General features: G+C 65.6%; 11 protein-coding genes. 3 read left to right on the top strand and 8 right to left on the bottom strand.

The features are described 5' to 3' along the window. Positions 1-117 precede the first annotated feature (117 nt). The 4 genes from ppsA to EET10_RS17485 are packed head-to-tail and all read right to left on the bottom strand — an operon-like array spanning position 118 to position 8768. Positions 118-2514, bottom strand: coding sequence for a phosphoenolpyruvate synthase (gene ppsA, locus EET10_RS17500; RefSeq protein ID WP_036402591.1), 2397 nt, complete (start codon positions 2512-2514; stop codon positions 118-120). Between the two features lie 19 nt (positions 2515-2533). Beyond that, entirely contained in the window at positions 2534-3544 is a 1011-nt protein-coding gene (locus tag EET10_RS17495) for a dihydroorotate dehydrogenase-like protein (protein ID WP_036402593.1), read from the bottom strand. Then, positions 3544-7116: a pyruvate:ferredoxin (flavodoxin) oxidoreductase gene (gene nifJ / locus EET10_RS17490; RefSeq protein ID WP_122502355.1), complete on the bottom strand. Its 3573-nt coding sequence runs from the start codon at positions 7114-7116 to the stop codon at positions 3544-3546. The genes EET10_RS17495 and nifJ overlap by 1 nt, the downstream gene beginning before the upstream one ends. Continuing rightward, the gene (locus EET10_RS17485; protein ID WP_036402594.1) at positions 7113-8768 is read right to left on the bottom strand and encodes an NAD(P)-binding protein; all 1656 of its coding nucleotides are present in this window, start codon (positions 8766-8768) and stop codon (positions 7113-7115) included. The genes nifJ and EET10_RS17485 overlap by 4 nt, the downstream gene beginning before the upstream one ends. A gap of 107 nt (positions 8769-8875) precedes the next feature. Here EET10_RS17485 and EET10_RS17480 point away from each other — a divergent pair, with 107 nt between their 5' ends. Beyond that, positions 8876-10291 carry a WS/DGAT/MGAT family O-acyltransferase gene (locus EET10_RS17480; protein WP_063467385.1) on the top strand — a complete coding sequence of 472 codons (1416 nt, stop codon included), beginning with the start codon at positions 8876-8878 and terminating at the stop codon, positions 10289-10291. Positions 10292-10372: 81 nt separating this feature from the next. Then, positions 10373-10861 carry a hypothetical protein gene (locus tag EET10_RS17475; RefSeq protein ID WP_036402595.1) on the top strand — a complete coding sequence of 163 codons (489 nt, stop codon included), beginning with the start codon at positions 10373-10375 and terminating at the stop codon, positions 10859-10861. Positions 10862-10980: 119 nt separating this feature from the next. Here the strand turns inward: EET10_RS17475 and EET10_RS17470 are convergent, their stop codons facing one another. Next, on the bottom strand, positions 10981-12381 hold the full coding sequence (locus tag EET10_RS17470) for a wax ester/triacylglycerol synthase family O-acyltransferase (protein ID WP_063467386.1): 1401 nt from the start codon (positions 12379-12381) through the stop codon (positions 10981-10983). 678 nt (positions 12382-13059) lie between these two features. On the opposite strand from EET10_RS17470, the gene EET10_RS29700 reads away from it, so the two are divergent. Further along, positions 13060-13407, top strand: a complete 348-nt coding sequence (locus tag EET10_RS29700; protein WP_122502354.1) for a formyltransferase family protein — start codon at positions 13060-13062, stop codon at positions 13405-13407. Positions 13408-13482: 75 nt separating this feature from the next. On the opposite strand, the gene EET10_RS29250 is transcribed toward EET10_RS29700, so the two are convergent. From EET10_RS29250 to EET10_RS17455, 3 genes are all read right to left on the bottom strand, one after another. Next, the gene (locus EET10_RS29250; RefSeq protein WP_136622969.1) at positions 13483-13803 is read right to left on the bottom strand and encodes a hypothetical protein; all 321 of its coding nucleotides are present in this window, start codon (positions 13801-13803) and stop codon (positions 13483-13485) included. 320 nt (positions 13804-14123) lie between these two features. After that, on the bottom strand, positions 14124-15374 hold the full coding sequence (locus EET10_RS17460) for a PPE family protein (RefSeq protein ID WP_122502353.1): 1251 nt from the start codon (positions 15372-15374) through the stop codon (positions 14124-14126). Then, positions 15371-15685 (bottom strand): PE family protein, encoded by a 315-nt coding sequence (locus EET10_RS17455; RefSeq protein ID WP_036402867.1) that lies wholly within the window; start codon positions 15683-15685, stop codon positions 15371-15373. Before EET10_RS17455 ends, EET10_RS17460 begins: the two co-directional genes overlap by 4 nt. Positions 15686-15702: the final 17 nt, after the last annotated feature.

The following is a 15702-nucleotide window of genomic DNA, read 5'->3' as shown; positions in this document are numbered from 1 at the left end:
CGTGTGACGATCTCATCGCAGCCACCGCCGAGATCGACGTCCGCCGAGATCGACGTCATCGTCTCTCGCACTTTTCCGCGGTGGTGTGGATTTCGGCGTGAGCCGATGCACGCGAATTCAGGGCCGCGACGCCACCTGCTGCTCCAGCTCGAGGATCTGCCGGGTGGTCTTGACCACCACATCGGGGTTGAGGCTGATCGAGTCGATACCGATGCGGACCAGGAACTCGGCCATGTCGGGGTAATCCGACGGCGCTTGCCCGCACAGCCCCGAGTGAATCCCGTTGCGGCGGCAGCCTTCCACGGCCAGGCGAATCATCTCCTTGACTCCCTCGTCGCGCTCGTCGTAGTCGAAGGCCACGATCTCGCTGTCGCGATCCACGCCGAGCGTGAGTTGAGTCAAATCGTTGGAGCCGATGGAGAAACCGTCGAAGCGCTTGGCGAACTCGTCGAGAAGGATGACGTTATTCGGGATCTCGCACATCGCATACACCTGCAGCCCGTTGCGGCCGCGCTGCAGCCCGTGTTCGGCCATCGTCGTTAGCACCAGGTCCGCCTCGGCGACGCGGCGGACGAAGGGCAGCATGATGACGACGTTGGTCAGGCCCATCTCCTCACGCACCCGTTGCATCGCACGGCACTCCAGCGCGAAGCCCTCGGCATAGGCCGGGTGCGCATAGCGTGACGCGCCGCGGAAGCCGATCATCGGGTTGCTCTCGGTCGGCTCGAAGCCGCTGCCGCCGATCAGGCTGGCGTATTCGTTGGTCTTGAAGTCCGACATCCGCACCACCACGGGCTTGGGCCAGAAGGCCGCCGCGATCGTGCCGATTCCCTCCGACAGCCGCTGGACGAAGAACTCGCTGCCGTCGGCGTAGCCGCGGGTGAGCCGCTCGATCGTCCGCCGTGCATCGGGGTCGTCGACCTTGTCCGGATGCAGCAGCGCCAGCGGGTGCACCTTGATGTATTCGCTGACGATGAACTCCATTCGGGCCAGCCCCACACCGTCGTTGGGCAAGAACGAGGTCTTGAAAGCCAGATCGGGGTTGCCGAGGTTGATCATGATCTGGGTGCGCGGCCGCGCCAGGTCGGCGACCTCGGTGCGGTCGACGTGGAAGCCCACCTCGCCGCGGTACACCCGCCCGGTGTCGCCCTCCACACACGACACGGTGACGACCTGGCCATCCGGGACGCTCGTGGTGGCATCGCCCGCACCGACCACCGCCGGGATGCCCAGCTCGCGCGCGATGATGGCCGCGTGGCAGGTTCGCCCGCCGCGGTTGGTGACGACGGCGGCCGCCGTCTTCATCACCGGCTCCCAGTCCGGCGTGGTGGTGTCGGCCACCAGCACCTGGCCGGGCCGGAAGGCCGACAGCTGCTCGAGGTTGTCGATCCGTTTCGCGACACCGGTGGCGACCTTCTCGCCGACCGAGCGGCCCTCGGTGAGGATCTCGCCTTTACCTTCCAGCACATAGGTTTCTATGGTCGTCAGGCTGCGTTGGGAGGCCGCCGTCTCGGGCCGGGCCTGCACGATGTAGAGCTTGCCGTCCAGACCGTCTTTGGCCCACTCGATATCCATCGGGCGCCGGTAATGTCCCTCGATGGTGCAGGCGTAGCCGGCGAGCTCCAGAACGTCCTCGTCGGTGATGCAGAACCGGGCACGGTCGGCCTTGGGGGTGGGGATGTTGCGGGTGGTGTGCTTGGTGCCGCCCTCGACGAAGATCATTTTCACCGCCTTGTCGCCGACCAGGCGGCGCAGCACGGCACGATGGCCGGCCTGGTAGGTCGGCTTGTGGACGTAGAACTCGTCGGGGTCGACGGCACCCTGGACCACGTTCTCGCCCAGGCCGTAGGCGCCGGTGATGAAAACGACGTCGTTGAACCCGGATTCGGTGTCGATGGTGAACATCACCCCCGAGGAGGCCAGATCGGAGCGCACCATCTTCATCACGCCGATCGACAGCGACACCTTGAACTGGTCGAAGCCCTGGTCGATGCGATAGTGGATGGCCCGGTCGGTGAACAGGCTGGCGAAACAGCGGCGGCAGGCGTCGAGCAGACTCTCCGACCCGGTGATGTTGAGGAAGGTTTCCTGCTGGCCGGCGAAGCTGGCCGTCGGCAGGTCCTCGGCGGTCGCCGAGCTGCGCACCGCCAGGCTGACCTCCTCGCCGTACTCCTCCTGCAGCGTGCGGTAGGCGGCCACGATCTCGGCCGCCAGGTCGTCGGGAAGCCCGGCGCCGTAGACGATTTCCCGGGCGCGTTTACCTTTGCGCGCCAGTGCGGTGACGTCGTCGGGGTCGAGGTCGTCGAGCTCGGCGTGCAGCGCGTCCCAGGCGCCGGCGCTGTCCAGCATGTGTTTGTAGGCCTGGGCGGTGATGGCGAACCCGTGCGGGACGCGGATACCCTGCTCGGACAGCTTCTGGTACATCTCGCCGAGCGAGGCGTTCTTGCCGCCGACGAGCGGCACGTCCTCGATGCCGAATTCTTCGAAGTAGCGAATGTAGGTAAACGTGCTCATGGTGCCTTCCTCCGTGTGTTCAATAGGATTCGTACAGTCCGTAATTGGCTTTTCGCAGCGCCCAGACGTAGTCGGCGCGCTCGCGGGAAGCGGAGTCCTCGGCGCTGGGGGCCGCCAGCAGCCCGCGTACCTCATCGAGGGTCTGAAAGCCCTTGCGGCTCATCCAGTCCGAAAGTCCCCGCAACAGCACGCCCGCGTACTCGGGACCGTGGCGCAGCAACGCCGACGCCGACTGCACCACGTCTGCCCCGGCGAGCAGGTACTTGGCCACATCCGCGGCGTGCTCGACCCCCGTGCTGGCGGCCAGCGAGGCGCGTATCCGCCCGCGCAGCAACGCGATCCAGGTCAGCGGCAAGCGCGTGTCCGTCGGCGTCGACAGCGTGATCGTGCGCACGGTGCTCAGCGTCTCGGGGTCGATGTCGGGTTGCAGAAACCGGTTGAACAACACCAGCCCGTCGGCACCTGCGGCGTCGAGGCGGTGCACCATGTCGGCGGTCGCGCTGAAATAGGGGCTGAGCTTGACGGCCACCGGCACGGTGGTCGCGCTTTTGACCGCGGCCAGCACGTCGAGATGACGCCGTTCCACGGCACTGCAGTCGACACCGGTATCGCCGGGAAGGTAGTAGATATTCACCTCGATCGCAGCCGCACCGGCGTCCTGCATCCGCCCGGCGTAGCGTGCCCAGCTGCCGGGGGTCGACGCGTTCAGGCTGGCGATGACCGGGATGTCGACGGTGGCCGCAGCGCGCTCGACCAGACGCAGATACCGCTGGCCGCCACCGCTCTCGCCGCTGTGCGGGGGGAAGTAGCTCAGCGACTCGGCGTAGCTTTCGCTGCCCTGGGAGGCCATCCGCTGGTTGTGCTCGGCTTCACGGCGCAGTTGTTCTTCGAACAGCGAGTACAGCACCACCGCCGCCACACCGGCGTCGGCGAGCCGCCGGACACCGTCGACGGTGTGGCTCAGTGGGGATGCCGAGGCCAGCAGCGGGTTGCGCAGGCTCAGCCCGAGGTAGCGGGTAGACAGGTCCATCAGCGCTCCCGTCGCGCGTCGGAGGGAAATCGGTGCGGCGCTTGGCACGCCATGTCCTCGTAGACCTCCCAGCGTTGGTCGATGGACTCCTGGGCAAGCGCGAGCAGCCGTTCGGCCTCCTCGGGATCGGAGTTGGCCAGGCTGCGGTAGCGCAGCTCACGATTGCGAAAGTCGGCCAGCGATACCCGAGGGCGGTGGGAATCCAGCAGAAACGGCGGTCTGCCGCTGGCGCGTAGCACGGGGTTGAAGCGGATCAACGGCCAGTGCCCGCTGGCGACCGCGCGGTATTGCTGCTTCAGGCCATACCGCAGCTCGAAGCCGTGAGCGATGCAGTGGCTGTAGGCGATCACCAGCGACGGCCCGTCGTAGGCCTCGGCTTCCCGCAACGCCAGCAACGTCTGCTGCGGGTCGGCGCCCATCGCGACGCGCGCCACGTAGACGTTGCCGTACGAAATGGCCTGCAGCGCCAAGTCTTTGCGCGGAACGGTCTTGCCGCCGGCGGCGAACTTGGCCACCGCGCCCAGCGGCGTGCTCTTCGACATCTGCCCGCCGGTGTTGGAATACACCTCGGTGTCGAGCACCAGCACATTGACGTTGTGCCCGCTGGCCAGTACGTGGTCGAGCCCGCCGGCGCCGATGTCGTAGGCCCAGCCGTCGCCGCCGACGATCCACACGCTGCGGCGGATGAGATGGTCTAGCACACTGCGCAATTCGTCTGCAATGCCGGGCGGCAGCCGATCCAGCCGGCTGGCTAGCTCGGTGATCCGCTGGCGTTGGGCGTGCAACTCTGATTCCCGCCGTTGCGGGGCGGCCAGGATGGCGTCGACGAGGTCGGCGCCCAGGCGGTCGCGCTGTTCGGTCAGCCGCTGGCGGGCCTGATGCAGGTGGGTATCGGCCGCCAGGCGCATGCCCAGACCGAATTCGGCGTTGTCTTCGAACAGCGAATTGGACCAGGCGGGGCCCCGGCCCGCGGCGTTGGTGGTCCAGGGTGTGGTGGGCAGGTTGCCGCCGTAGATCGACGAGCATCCGGTGGCATTGGCGATCATCAACCGGTCGCCGAACAGCTGGGACAGCAGTTTGAGGTAGGGCGTTTCACCGCATCCCGCGCAGGCGCCGGGGAATTCGAACAGCGGCTGCAGGAACTGTGCGCCGCGCACCGTGCCGAAGTCGACCATCGAGCGGTTTGGCACCGGCAGGGTTTCGAAGAACGCGATGTTCTGGCGTGCCTCGGCAACCAGCGGTTCGCGCGGCGCCAGGTTGATCGCCTTGGTGATCGGCGTCCCGGGAACCACGGCCGGGCAGGCTTGCACACACAGGTTGCATCCCGTGCAGTCCTCGGCATACACCTGCAGCGTGTAGCGGGTATCGGGCAGGCCGACGGTATTCAGCGGTGCCGACCGGAAGGAGGCGGGCGCGTCGTGCAGGCGGTCCTGCTGGTAGAACGTGGTCCGGATGACGCTGTGCGGGCACACGAATGCGCAGTTGCCGCACTGGATGCAGGTGTCGGGATCCCACACCGCGACCAGGTCGGAGATATTGCGTTTCTCGTAGGCCGCGGTACCGCTGGGATAGCTGCCGTCGACCGGAAGCGCGCTGACCGGTAACGCGTCGCCGCGCCCGGCAATCATCTCCGCGGTCACCCTTCGCACGAAATCCGGGGCATCAGGAGGCACCGGCGGGTCGAGTCCACGGGTGGAGGTGGCGTTGTCGGGCACCTGCACCTGGTGCAGGCCGGCGAGGGCTCGATCGACGGCGTCGAGTTCGCGACCGACCACGTCCGCACCTTGCCCGGCATAGGTTTTGGCGACGCTGTCTTTGATCTCGGCGATCGCGGTCTGCACCGGCAGCACACCGGCGATCGCGAAAAAGCAGGTCTGCAGCACAATATTGATCCGGCCGGCCAGCCCCACCTCACGCGCGATGGCTGCGGCGTCGACGACGTAAAGCCGGATGTGTTTGTCGATGATCTGCTGCTGCACCGGGCCGGGCAGGCTATCCCACACCCGCTCGGGCGTCCGGGAGCTGTTGAGCAACAGCGCCGCACCCTGGGCAGCGTGGCCCAGCACGTCGACCTTGTTCAGCAACCGTTGGTGGTGGCAGCCGACAAAAGCCGCGCGCTGCACCAGATATGGCGCTTTGATGGGTTCCGGCCCGAAGCGTAAATGCGAAACAGTTTGCGATCCGGACTTTTTCGAGTCATAGACGAAGTAGCCCTGGGCGTAGACGTGGTCCTGGGCGCCGAGGATCTTGATGGTGTTCTTGTTGGCGCCGACGGTGCCGTCGGAGCCGATGCCGAAGAACACGGCACTGGTGATTGCGGGGGAGTCGATGTCGAATCCCGGGTCGTAGCCGATGCTGGTGCCGCTGACGTCGTCGTCGATACCCACGGTGAAACGGGTGCGCGGCCGCTCGCGGGCCAGCTCCTCGAAAACGCCGGCGACCATGCCGGGGGTGAATTCCTTCGACGACAGGCCGTAGCGTCCGCCGCACACCAGCGGCAGCGACGATCGTTCGCCGCGGCTGTGGGCCTCGGCCAGGGTGGCGACGACGTCCAAATACAGCGGCTCGCCGTGGGACCCGGGCTCCTTGGTGCGGTCCAGCACCGCGACGGCGCGGACCGAGGGTGGCAGCGCTGTCAGGACCGCTTGCGCCGGGAACGGTCGGTACAAACGGATCTGCACCACCCCGACCCGCTCGCCGCGCGCATTGAGAACGGCCACGGTTTCGGCCGCGGTCTGGGCGCCCGAACCCATCAGCACCACGACCCGCTCGGCCTGCGGGTGCCCGGTGTAGTCGACGATGTGTAGCGGGCGTCCGGTGCGCTGGGCGAGCTCGTCCATGAGGTCCTCGACCACCTCCGGCACCCGGGCGTAAAACGGGTTGACGGTTTCGCGGGCCTGAAAGTAGGTGTCGGGATTTTGCGCGGTGCCGCGCACGAACGGCCGTTCGGGAGACAAAGCACGGTCGCGGTGGGCCAGGACCAATGCCTGCGGGACCAGGGACCGTAGGTCGTCGTCGGTGAGCGCCTCGACGGTGTTGAGCTCGTGCGAGGTGCGAAAGCCGTCGAAAAAATGCACGAACGGCACCCGGGTGCGCAGGGCGGCCGCCTGCGCGACCAGGGCCAGGTCGTGGGCCTCCTGCACCGACGCCGACGACAGCAGTGCAAAGCCGGTCTGGCGCACCGCCATCACGTCCTGGTGGTCACCGAAAATCGAAAGGCCCTGGGCGGCAAGGGATCGCGCGGCAACATGGAGCACCGCCGAGGTGAGCTCGCCGGCGATCTTGTACATGTTCGGGATCATCAATAACAGGCCTTGCGACGAGGTGAACGTCGTCGCCAGCGCTCCGCCCTGCAGGGCGCCGTGCAGGGCGCCGGCCGCCCCGCCCTCGCTTTGCATCTCCACCACCGTCGGCACGGCGCCCCACACGTTCGGCCGGCGCCGGTTCGACCACGCGTCGGCCAGCTCGGCCATGGGCGAGGACGGCGTGATCGGGTAGATGCAGCACACTTCGTTGAGCCGGTAGGCCACCGATGCCACCGCCTCGTTGCCATCCACCGTGATGCGTGTCATCGCGGCTCCGGCATCATCTCGATGGCGTGCACCGGACACTGCTCGTAGCAGGTGGCGCAACCGGTACACCGGTGGTAGTCGAAGCGGTAGCGGTGACCGCGGCCCAGCTTGATCACCGCGTCCTCCGGGCAGGCGCCCAGACAGCCGTCGCACTCGAAGCAGTTACCGCACGACAGGCAGCGGCCGGCCTCGAACGTCGCAGCCCGCGCCGAGAGGCCGCCGATGACTTCGTCGAACCCGGTAATCCGTTGTGCCGGAGCAAGTTCAGGCTGCCGACGCTGGCCGGCGTCGCCGAAGTACCACAGGTGCAGCGCGTCGAAGCCGGCGACCGGATGCTTTGCCGGGCGCTGAGCGGAGGCGCCGCGCAGCCACGCGTCGATGTAGTGGGCGGCCTTCTTGCCATGTCCGACACCGACGGTCACGGTGCGTTCGCACGGCACCATGTCGCCGCCGGCGAACACCCCAGGGCAACCGGTCATCAGCGTCGGTGAGACCCGCACGCTGCCGTCGCGGTCGAACTCGACTCCGGGAAGGCTGCGCATGAACGCCGATTCGGTTTCCTGCCCGAGCGCCATGATGACCGAGTCGGCGGCCAGGGTCTCGAATCTCCCGGTCGGGCGGGGACGTCCGGATTCGTCGAGCTCCATCAGCTCAACCCGGAGCTCGGTGTGGTCGAAGGCGGTGATGGTGCGCAGCCAATTGATCCGCACGCCTTCGCGTTCGGCTTCGTGGACTTCGTGTTCGTGAGCGGGCATCTGGGCCGCGGTGCGCCGGTAGATGATCACGGTGTCCTCGGCGCCGAGGCGGCGGGCGACACGGGCGGCGTCCATGGCGGTGTCGCCGCCACCGTACACGGCCACGCGGTGGCCGAGGTCGGGTTTCTCGCCGGCGGCGACCGCACGCAGGAACGACACCGCGTCGATCATGGGGCCCGCGTCCCGAGCCGGGATGTCGACGCGCTTGGCCAGATGCGCGCCCACCGCGACGAATGCCGCATCGAAGTTCCCGGCTTGACGCTCAGCGGCGAGGTCGTCGACGCGATGCCCGCAGACCAGCTGCACGCCCAGCGCGGCGATACGTTCGATTTCGGCATCCAGCACGTCGCGGGGCAGCCGATAGCTCGGGATGCCGTAACGCATCATCCCGCCCGGCTCCGCGCCGGCGTCGCGAACTTCAACGTGGTGGCCCAGGCGAGCCAGGTGATAGGCGGCAGACAGCCCGCTGGGACCGGCACCCACGACGAGCACTCGCTTGCCGGTTGGCTGCGGTGCGGGCCCGAACCGCCAGCCTTGGTCGCGTGCGGTGTCGCCGAGGAACCGCTCCACCGCGTGCACCGAGACCGCGGCATCGAGTCGTGCTCTGTTGCAGACGGATTCGCACGGGTGATAGCAGACCCGGCCGTGGACGGCCGCGAACGGGTTGTCGGCGACGAGTTGGCGCCACGCCTGCTCGTGGCGTCCGGCCCGGGCAAGGGCCAGCCAGGCCTGGATGTTCTCCCCGGCCGGGCATCCGGCGTTGCACGGCGGCAGCAGGTCGACGTACACCGGGCGGCGGTCACGCATCGGCCCCGCGCGGTGCTGCCCGTGCAGCAGGTCGGGCAGGGCTGTGAGGTCGCCGCGGGGCACGAACTCATCGGCGTCACCGGACGTCATGGTGCTGACGATAGGACTCGTTGTGCGGCTGTGCTGCTTTCGTTTGGCCCTCAAGGTGAGGACTTCCGACTCTGATCGGAGAGCGCGCAACGGCGGACAGTAGCGGGATGGAGCATTTGACCGCCCTGGATGCCGCTTTTCTCGAGGTCGAAGACTCCGATCCACATGTGAGCCTGGCGATCGGCGGTTTGTCGATCATCGAAGGGCCTGTCCCGGCATTCGAAGAGTTCGTCTCGGGTCTGGTCGAGCGGGCTTCGGTGATTCCGCGGTTCAGGCAGATCCTGCGGACGCACCCGCTGGATCTCGGTCCACCCGAGTGGGTGGATGACCCACATTTCGACATTTCGCGGCACCTGCATCGCCTCGCCTTGCCGCACCCCGGCGGGGACGCCGAACTGTTCGAAATGATCGCCACCGTGATGGAGCGCCGGCTTGACCGCGAGCGCCCGCTATGGGACTGCTTCATGATCGAGGGGCTCAGCGATGACCGCTGGGCGGTGCTGACCAAGCTGCACCACTGCATGGCCGACGGCATCGCGACCGCGCAGATGTTGGCGCGGTTCAACGACGGTGGCAGTAACGGGGGCGGCAGCGACTCTTTCGCCACCGATATCCGGGCCGCGAAGGAACCCGATCGGCATGGGCTTGGCCTGCCGAAGATCAGCCTCAACCCGTTGAGCTGGGTGAGCGGGATGGTGCGCAGTACATTGGGCGCCGCGAGCGTCGTCGAGCATGTCGCGGTGGGCGCGGCCGAACTGGCGGGCAGTCTGCTCAGTCCGGCGCCGGATTCGTCGTTGCACGGACGGGTCACCGCGATGCGGCGCTACCATGCGGCCCGGGTCCGGTTGGCTGACGTGCGCGAAGTTGCCCAGGCGTTTGGTGTGACGCTCAACGACGTTGCGCTGGCGGCGATCACCGACAGCTACCGCAGGCTGATGCTTGCGCGGGGGGAACACCCCGGCCGCGACTCGCTGCGCACCCTTGTCCCGGTGTCGGTGCGCGGAGCGAACCAGTTCAACCGGGCCGACAATCAGGTCTCGGCGATGCTGCCGTTGCTGCCGGTCGATGAGCCGGACCCGGTGCAGCAGCTGCGGCTAGTGCACAGCCGACTCACCCGGGCGAAAGGCAGCGGTCAACGCGAAGGCGGCAACGCCGTGGTTTCGGCGGCCAAGAACATCCCATTTGTGTTCTCGGCGTGGACGATTCGGTTGCTCAGCCACCTGCCGCAGCGGGCGGTGGTGGGGTTGGCGACCAACGTTCCCGGCCCGCGACGCGAACAGAAGCTGATGGGGCGGCGGGTGCTGGAAATGCTGCCGATCCCGCCGATCGCTTTGCAGTTGCGCACCGGCGTGGCGATGGTCAGCTACGCCGACAATTTCGTCTTCGGCATCATGGCGGACTACGACACCGCGCCCGATATCGAGGCGTTGGCGGCAGGCATCGAGGACGGGGTGACGCGGCTTCTCGAGATCAGCCGGGCGCGCCGGGGCAAGCGAGGGTCCAAGCCGCGCGCTGCCGGGTGACTGATGTGAGCTGCGCGGCTGCGAAGGCCTGCGAAAGCCCTCGGGTGGCGGGCAAGAAACTTAGCTGATATAACATCTAGCATGTCAAAACAATTGCATGCGGTCGAAGGTGTCAGCGACGGGGGGCAGCGCGCGCTCACTATCATTCGCCCGCTGGTAAACCTGTTGCTGCGCACCCCTTTCGGGGGCTCGGCGGGTAAGCATTTCATGGTGTTGAGCTTCACCGGGCGCAAGACTGGTCGTCAGTATTCGATACCGATAAGCGCCCATTGGTCGGACGACGGTCTTTTCGTCCTCACCCGTATGCGATGGAAGAACAACTTTCGCGACGGTGCCACGGCCGAGATCCACCACGACGGCATGCCGATGACCATGCGTGGCGAACTCATCGAAGATCGCGCGACCGTCGCCGAGATGGTGCACCGCTGCGCCGAGTCCTATGGGTTGCGGCGCGCGCAACTGATCATCGGGTTGAAGTTCCGCGACAAGCGCATACCCACCCTTGAAGAGTTTGCCGAGGCGGCCGAACGCCTGAATTGGGCCGTGGTCCGGTTTACGCCGGCCGACTAGCTGCGGCAATCGCGGGCTGTCGAATCCGAGGTGCCGGCCGAGTGTGCGGTGTTGTAATCGCCTTATGTGGCAACGAGTTTCGCCGACCCGGGTGTGGCTGAGACGTTAGCGTGCCGGCTTCAGGAAGATGCGCGGCTCGGTCGCGTGGACCGTGTTGCCGCGGCGTCCTTCAGCTCCTGGTAGGCCTGCAGCGTCAGGCGGGCGAGGCGCGTGGGGTCGTCGATCGCCGCAGCGTTGGCGATGAAGCCGAAATCCATACTGTCGTGGTAGGACGCCATGGTGACATTGAGCCCGATCGAGGCGGCGAGCGCCGAGACCGGGTAGATGCCCAGCAGGCGGGCTCCGTTGAGGTACCGGGTTTCCTTGACGCCTGCGACGTTGGAGATGACGAGATTGCATGCCGGATGGCCGATGCGATCCAGATGTGTGGACGCGCCAAGGCCCGCCAGCGCGACGAGTCCGACCGCGTAGGTCATCGCGGCCTCCTTGGACATGGCGGCGAGTTCCTTCTTGGCGGTGGCGACCGAATCCACCACCTCGCGGATGCGTTCCGGCATGCTCGCTCGCGGCTCGCCGAGTCGCACGAACATCGCCGACACCCGGGTGCCGATCGCGGTGTCGTCATCGCTCCGCAGCGACACCGGGCACATCGCGATGAACGGGTGCCCGAACGCGCGGTCGGTCTCGCGCAGGTAAGCATGCAGACCGCCGTCGATGACGCTGGCCGCGACGTCGTTGAGGGTGGCGCCGAAGTGGTGGCCGACCGCACGCATTTCGGCGAGCGGCAACGTGAGTGTGGCGAATCGCCGCCCCATTTCGAGTGGAGCGTTGGTGGGAGCATGCTGCGCCACGAACGGCAGGTTGCCCTCGAGATGCGAGCCGAGCAGACCGGCGAGCACCTTACGTAACGCACCGACCGCGACCTGGTTGAGTGCCACGAGTTCGGTGACTGCGCCTCGAATCGAACCGGCAACCTTGTGGTTGAGTCCAGTCGACGAGTGCGGTTGCGCTGCCGGCGCGCCCAGCGCGAACGCGGGCTCAAGGATGGGGGAGCGATCGGAGGTACTCAGGCCTGCGTAGAGCCGCTTCAGGCCCGATTCGCCGTCGATGATCGAGTGATGAGTCTTGGTGTAGATCGCGAACATCTCATCCGGTAGTCCATCGATCACCCAGCAGCGGAATAGCGGCCGGTGCCGGTCGAGTTGCGGCTCGTGCAAATCGGCAACCAGGCGCAGGAGGTCGTCGTAGCAGGCGCCGGCAGGAAGCGACAGGTGTCCGATGTGGTAGTGCGGATCCCAGGCCGAAACTTCCCTGAAATGGGGCGCACCGCGAACCAGAAGTTCGGGCACATAGTTGAACGGCGGTGCCGGAGAGTACTCCCGATAGGTCTGCACCAGCTCGGCCACGGGGTCGCGACCGGCAGGCTTTTTGAACAGCAGCATGGCGCCGACGTGCGTGGTGCCGGCCGGCGACTCCAGCAACAGCCATGAAAGATCCAGTGGCGGAATCGGTTTGGTCATCGTGTGGCTCCCATCCGGAAGCCTTGCCGGTTAAGCGCTATCGGGGCGAGGCTCGTACGGAAATGCTCTCTGGCGAAGCGCGCAGCCGGCCAGGGCACAAGGACCCCGCTGTGGCAGTCGTAAGTCCCTGCGGCAAGGTCAACCAGGACTTTCAACAAACTGTCATTCAATCTGCAGTGATAATCCGGATCTGTCTCATACCTTGGCTGTAATCACTCGGCAAATGCTCTGTGGTGCCGTTTGTGAACGCAGCAACAAATTTGCTCGCCTGATCACTCTCAGTGAGTCATCGTGTACGGATTCCCGCCTGCAATAAGCGTAGGAATAGGGTGCTCTCCCCGGCTGTCACGAGGCCTGGGGCGCTCGACGAAAAACACACGCCATAATGCAATTATATTGGTGAGTCAGATTTCGGAACCGCCTGCAACTGCCAACATCGCGCTCATTGTTGGGAGCGATATTGTCAGTCATCTCGTCAGCGTCGAAATCACTTGGCGAACAATAGACTACGGCGGACGGTGCACATTACTGTTTACTCGCGCACGGATCCGCAAGACAGCCCCTCCTCAGCTGCAGCGCTTGTTATTCCTCGAGTATGAACTCCTCCAACGGTGGCCTACCGACACTTGCGGCGTCACCCATCCCCCGCCTCGACCCGGCCGCTTCTCAACACGATCAATGGCTGGCGGACCTGCGCCGGCGAAGCCATCGATGCCTACGAGCTTGTTGATGTCAACGGTATCCAGAGCCACGAACTGCTCGACCGCATCCGACCGGACATCACGGTATCGGTGCGTTGTTGCCAGAAGTTCAGCACGGCAACAATCGCCGTGCTTTTCCAGTCGGCCGTGCCGGTCATTCCTCAACCTGCACCCCGGTCGCCTGCCGTCATGTCGTGGCGTCAATCCTTTTGCATGGTCGATGTTGAACCAGGAGGACTATGCGGCGTGGACCCTTCACCACGTCGACGTCGAGTTCGACACCGGCGCGATCGTCGACTGCGTCGGGGTCCCGTTGCGTGACTGATGTCTTTGCCGAAGGGTCGAAATGGTTTGATAGCCCAGTGCTCACTGAGCACTGGGCTATTCGGGTTGAGCGATTCTAACGGCCTGGCGTGGGAGAAGGCGCGGGTGAAGGTTGCGCGTGGTTGGGCACACCGTGGCCGCCGTTCGGAATTTCCATCACCATCGCGGGATATTCGCGCTGATGGTGATGGGAGCCGCCGGCATGTTCGCTATAGACAGCCATCCCAAAGCCAGCAAAGAATATTGCGGCAACGACCACTAGGGTCCCGACGACAACGGTTACCCACGCCGCGGCTTTGAAAATCTTTGGGGTCTCCGATTTTTGCGAGACCATTGTCGGTGCAGGAGCTACGGTGTCAGATACTTCATTGACGGGAGTCTTGGATGTTTCAATCACGTAGAGATTTTAATCGTGTTATCTGAATGTGGACTGTTCATTCCCGGACAAATGCCTGTGAGCTGATGTAAGTCAATAACTTTTGGCTATTGGTTGATCGAGGAGATCGATGAGTATATTAACCGAAACTTCTGCTGAAAGATGGCCATGACGATTATTCCGATCGCAGATTCGATTGATATCAAACTACCGCCATCAAAGCGCGGCCTAAGCAGTTCGACCGACTCGGTCCTCAGCAAAACGAATTACAGCAGTTCGGGAAGTCGTTTCCGATCAATGCCGGCAATTTTAGATCAACCAGCATGAAAAAGCCGGGACCGCTACACCCCAACCGCCGCCGCCGGCTGCGGATGCCAGGTGGCCGGCAACATGGGCAGCTGCGCGCCATCACCGAACTCGGCACCACGTACGGTGGCCAAACCGCCAGCTTGCACGCCGGCCCCTTGTTCGGCGGTGCCCGCAAATCCTAATGGCCCGGCACCCTGGTGGCCAGCCGTCACCGACACCAACTGTGACTGGGGCACCACCGCCGAAATACCCGCCACCGGCTCCACCGCAGCGACTTCGGCGGCCGCCACCGGGGTTGCCGCAGCCATAGCCGTCAATGGAGCGGTCGCAGTGGCCAGGCCCACACCCGGGACGCCGGCCATCTGGGGAGCGACACCGCCAGCCAACATCCCGGCTAACAGGGGAGAGACACCCAAGACATTCCCGATCACCCACTCGAGCAGGATCTCTACGACACCGAAGTACCCGTAGGCCAAGAAGTACGCGACCAGCAAGCAATTTATACCAAACTGGATGAATAGGGGAGCATCTTCGATTAATTGGAGCACCAGCCCAATTACATTAAGAGTCAAGACATCTAACGCCAGCCAAAGCACCGCGAATCCGAGCGGAATGAGTTCCGACAGCAATGTTGGAAGTACTTCCCATAGCAGCCGGCCTACATAGTCCAGAAGCTCGGTGATTTGTTGCCATGGGAAGGGTGTGAGGGTGGTTTGGGCGGTGGTGGTGGCGATGGTGCTGCCGGGTTTGATGATGAGGGGTGCGGGGGTGGTGTGGGGGGTGGTGGCCAGTGCGGTGGCCGAGAGTGCTTCGTAGGCGCTCATGGTGGTGGCGGCTTGGATCCACATGCGCAGGTAGTCGGCTTCGTTGAGGGCGATGGGGATGGTGTTGATGCCGAAGAAGTTGGTGGCCAGCAAGACTGCGTGGGTGGTGTGGTTGGCGGCCAGTTCGCCCAGGGTCGGCATTGCCGCGAGGGCGCTGAGGTAGGCCGTTGCGGCGCTGTGGTGGACGGTGGCGGTGGCGGCGCTGTCGGCGCTGGCTTGGGTCAGCCAGGCCAGATACGGCGCGTAGGCGGCCGCGCAGATCTCGGCGCTCATGCCGTGCCAGCTAACAGCTTCCATCCCGGCCAGCGCGGTGCTGAGTTCTTCGGCGACGGCGGCGTATTCGGCGCTAAGCGACGACCATTGGGTGGCGGCTGCGATCAGCGGGGCGGGCCCGGGTCCGGCGCTGAGCAGCGCGGAGTGCACCTCCGGGGGTGAGGCCATCCAGACCGGTGCGCTCATGCTCCGCCGCCGGCCAGGCCGTAGGTCAGTGCTGCTGCGCTATCGCCGGCGGCGTAGCTGATCCCGGCGGCACCCAGGCCGACTCCGGAGCGGGTCAGCTCTTCGACTCCCTCGGTGGCCACGCCCACGTGCTCGATACCGCATGCGCTTAAGCCGGCCGCGGTGCCCACCGAGACCGGATCGGCCGCCGGTGCCACCACCGCTGAAATCATCGGTGCGGCAGCGGCATGCGCGGCCGCCAGCCGAGCGCTCAACGCCTCGACCGCGGCGGCCGCGCCCGCCAAGCCCTCAGGAACCACCCACAACGTCACCGTCACAACCCCTTGCT

This window comes from Mycobacterium pseudokansasii, from assembly GCF_900566075.1.
GTDB lineage: Bacteria > Actinomycetota > Actinomycetes > Mycobacteriales > Mycobacteriaceae > Mycobacterium > Mycobacterium pseudokansasii.
This window is presented reverse-complemented; position numbering and strand designations above follow the sequence as displayed.

Coding starts and splice junctions, on each gene's coding strand:
- ppsA (WP_036402591.1), bottom strand. CDS start 2,514: ATGAGCACGTTTACCTACATTCGCTACTTCGAAGAATTCGGCATCGAG.
- EET10_RS17495 (WP_036402593.1), bottom strand. CDS start 3,544: ATGGACCTGTCTACCCGCTACCTCGGGCTGAGCCTGCGCAACCCGCTG.
- nifJ (WP_122502355.1), bottom strand. CDS start 7,116: ATGACACGCATCACGGTGGATGGCAACGAGGCGGTGGCATCGGTGGCC.
- EET10_RS17485 (WP_036402594.1), bottom strand. CDS start 8,768: ATGACGTCCGGTGACGCCGATGAGTTCGTGCCCCGCGGCGACCTCACA.
- EET10_RS17480 (WP_063467385.1), top strand. CDS start 8,876: ATGGAGCATTTGACCGCCCTGGATGCCGCTTTTCTCGAGGTCGAAGAC.
- EET10_RS17475 (WP_036402595.1), top strand. CDS start 10,373: ATGTCAAAACAATTGCATGCGGTCGAAGGTGTCAGCGACGGGGGGCAG.
- EET10_RS17470 (WP_063467386.1), bottom strand. CDS start 12,381: ATGACCAAACCGATTCCGCCACTGGATCTTTCATGGCTGTTGCTGGAG.
- EET10_RS29700 (WP_122502354.1), top strand. CDS start 13,060: ATGGCTGGCGGACCTGCGCCGGCGAAGCCATCGATGCCTACGAGCTTG.
- EET10_RS17460 (WP_122502353.1), bottom strand. CDS start 15,374: ATGAGCGCACCGGTCTGGATGGCCTCACCCCCGGAGGTGCACTCCGCG.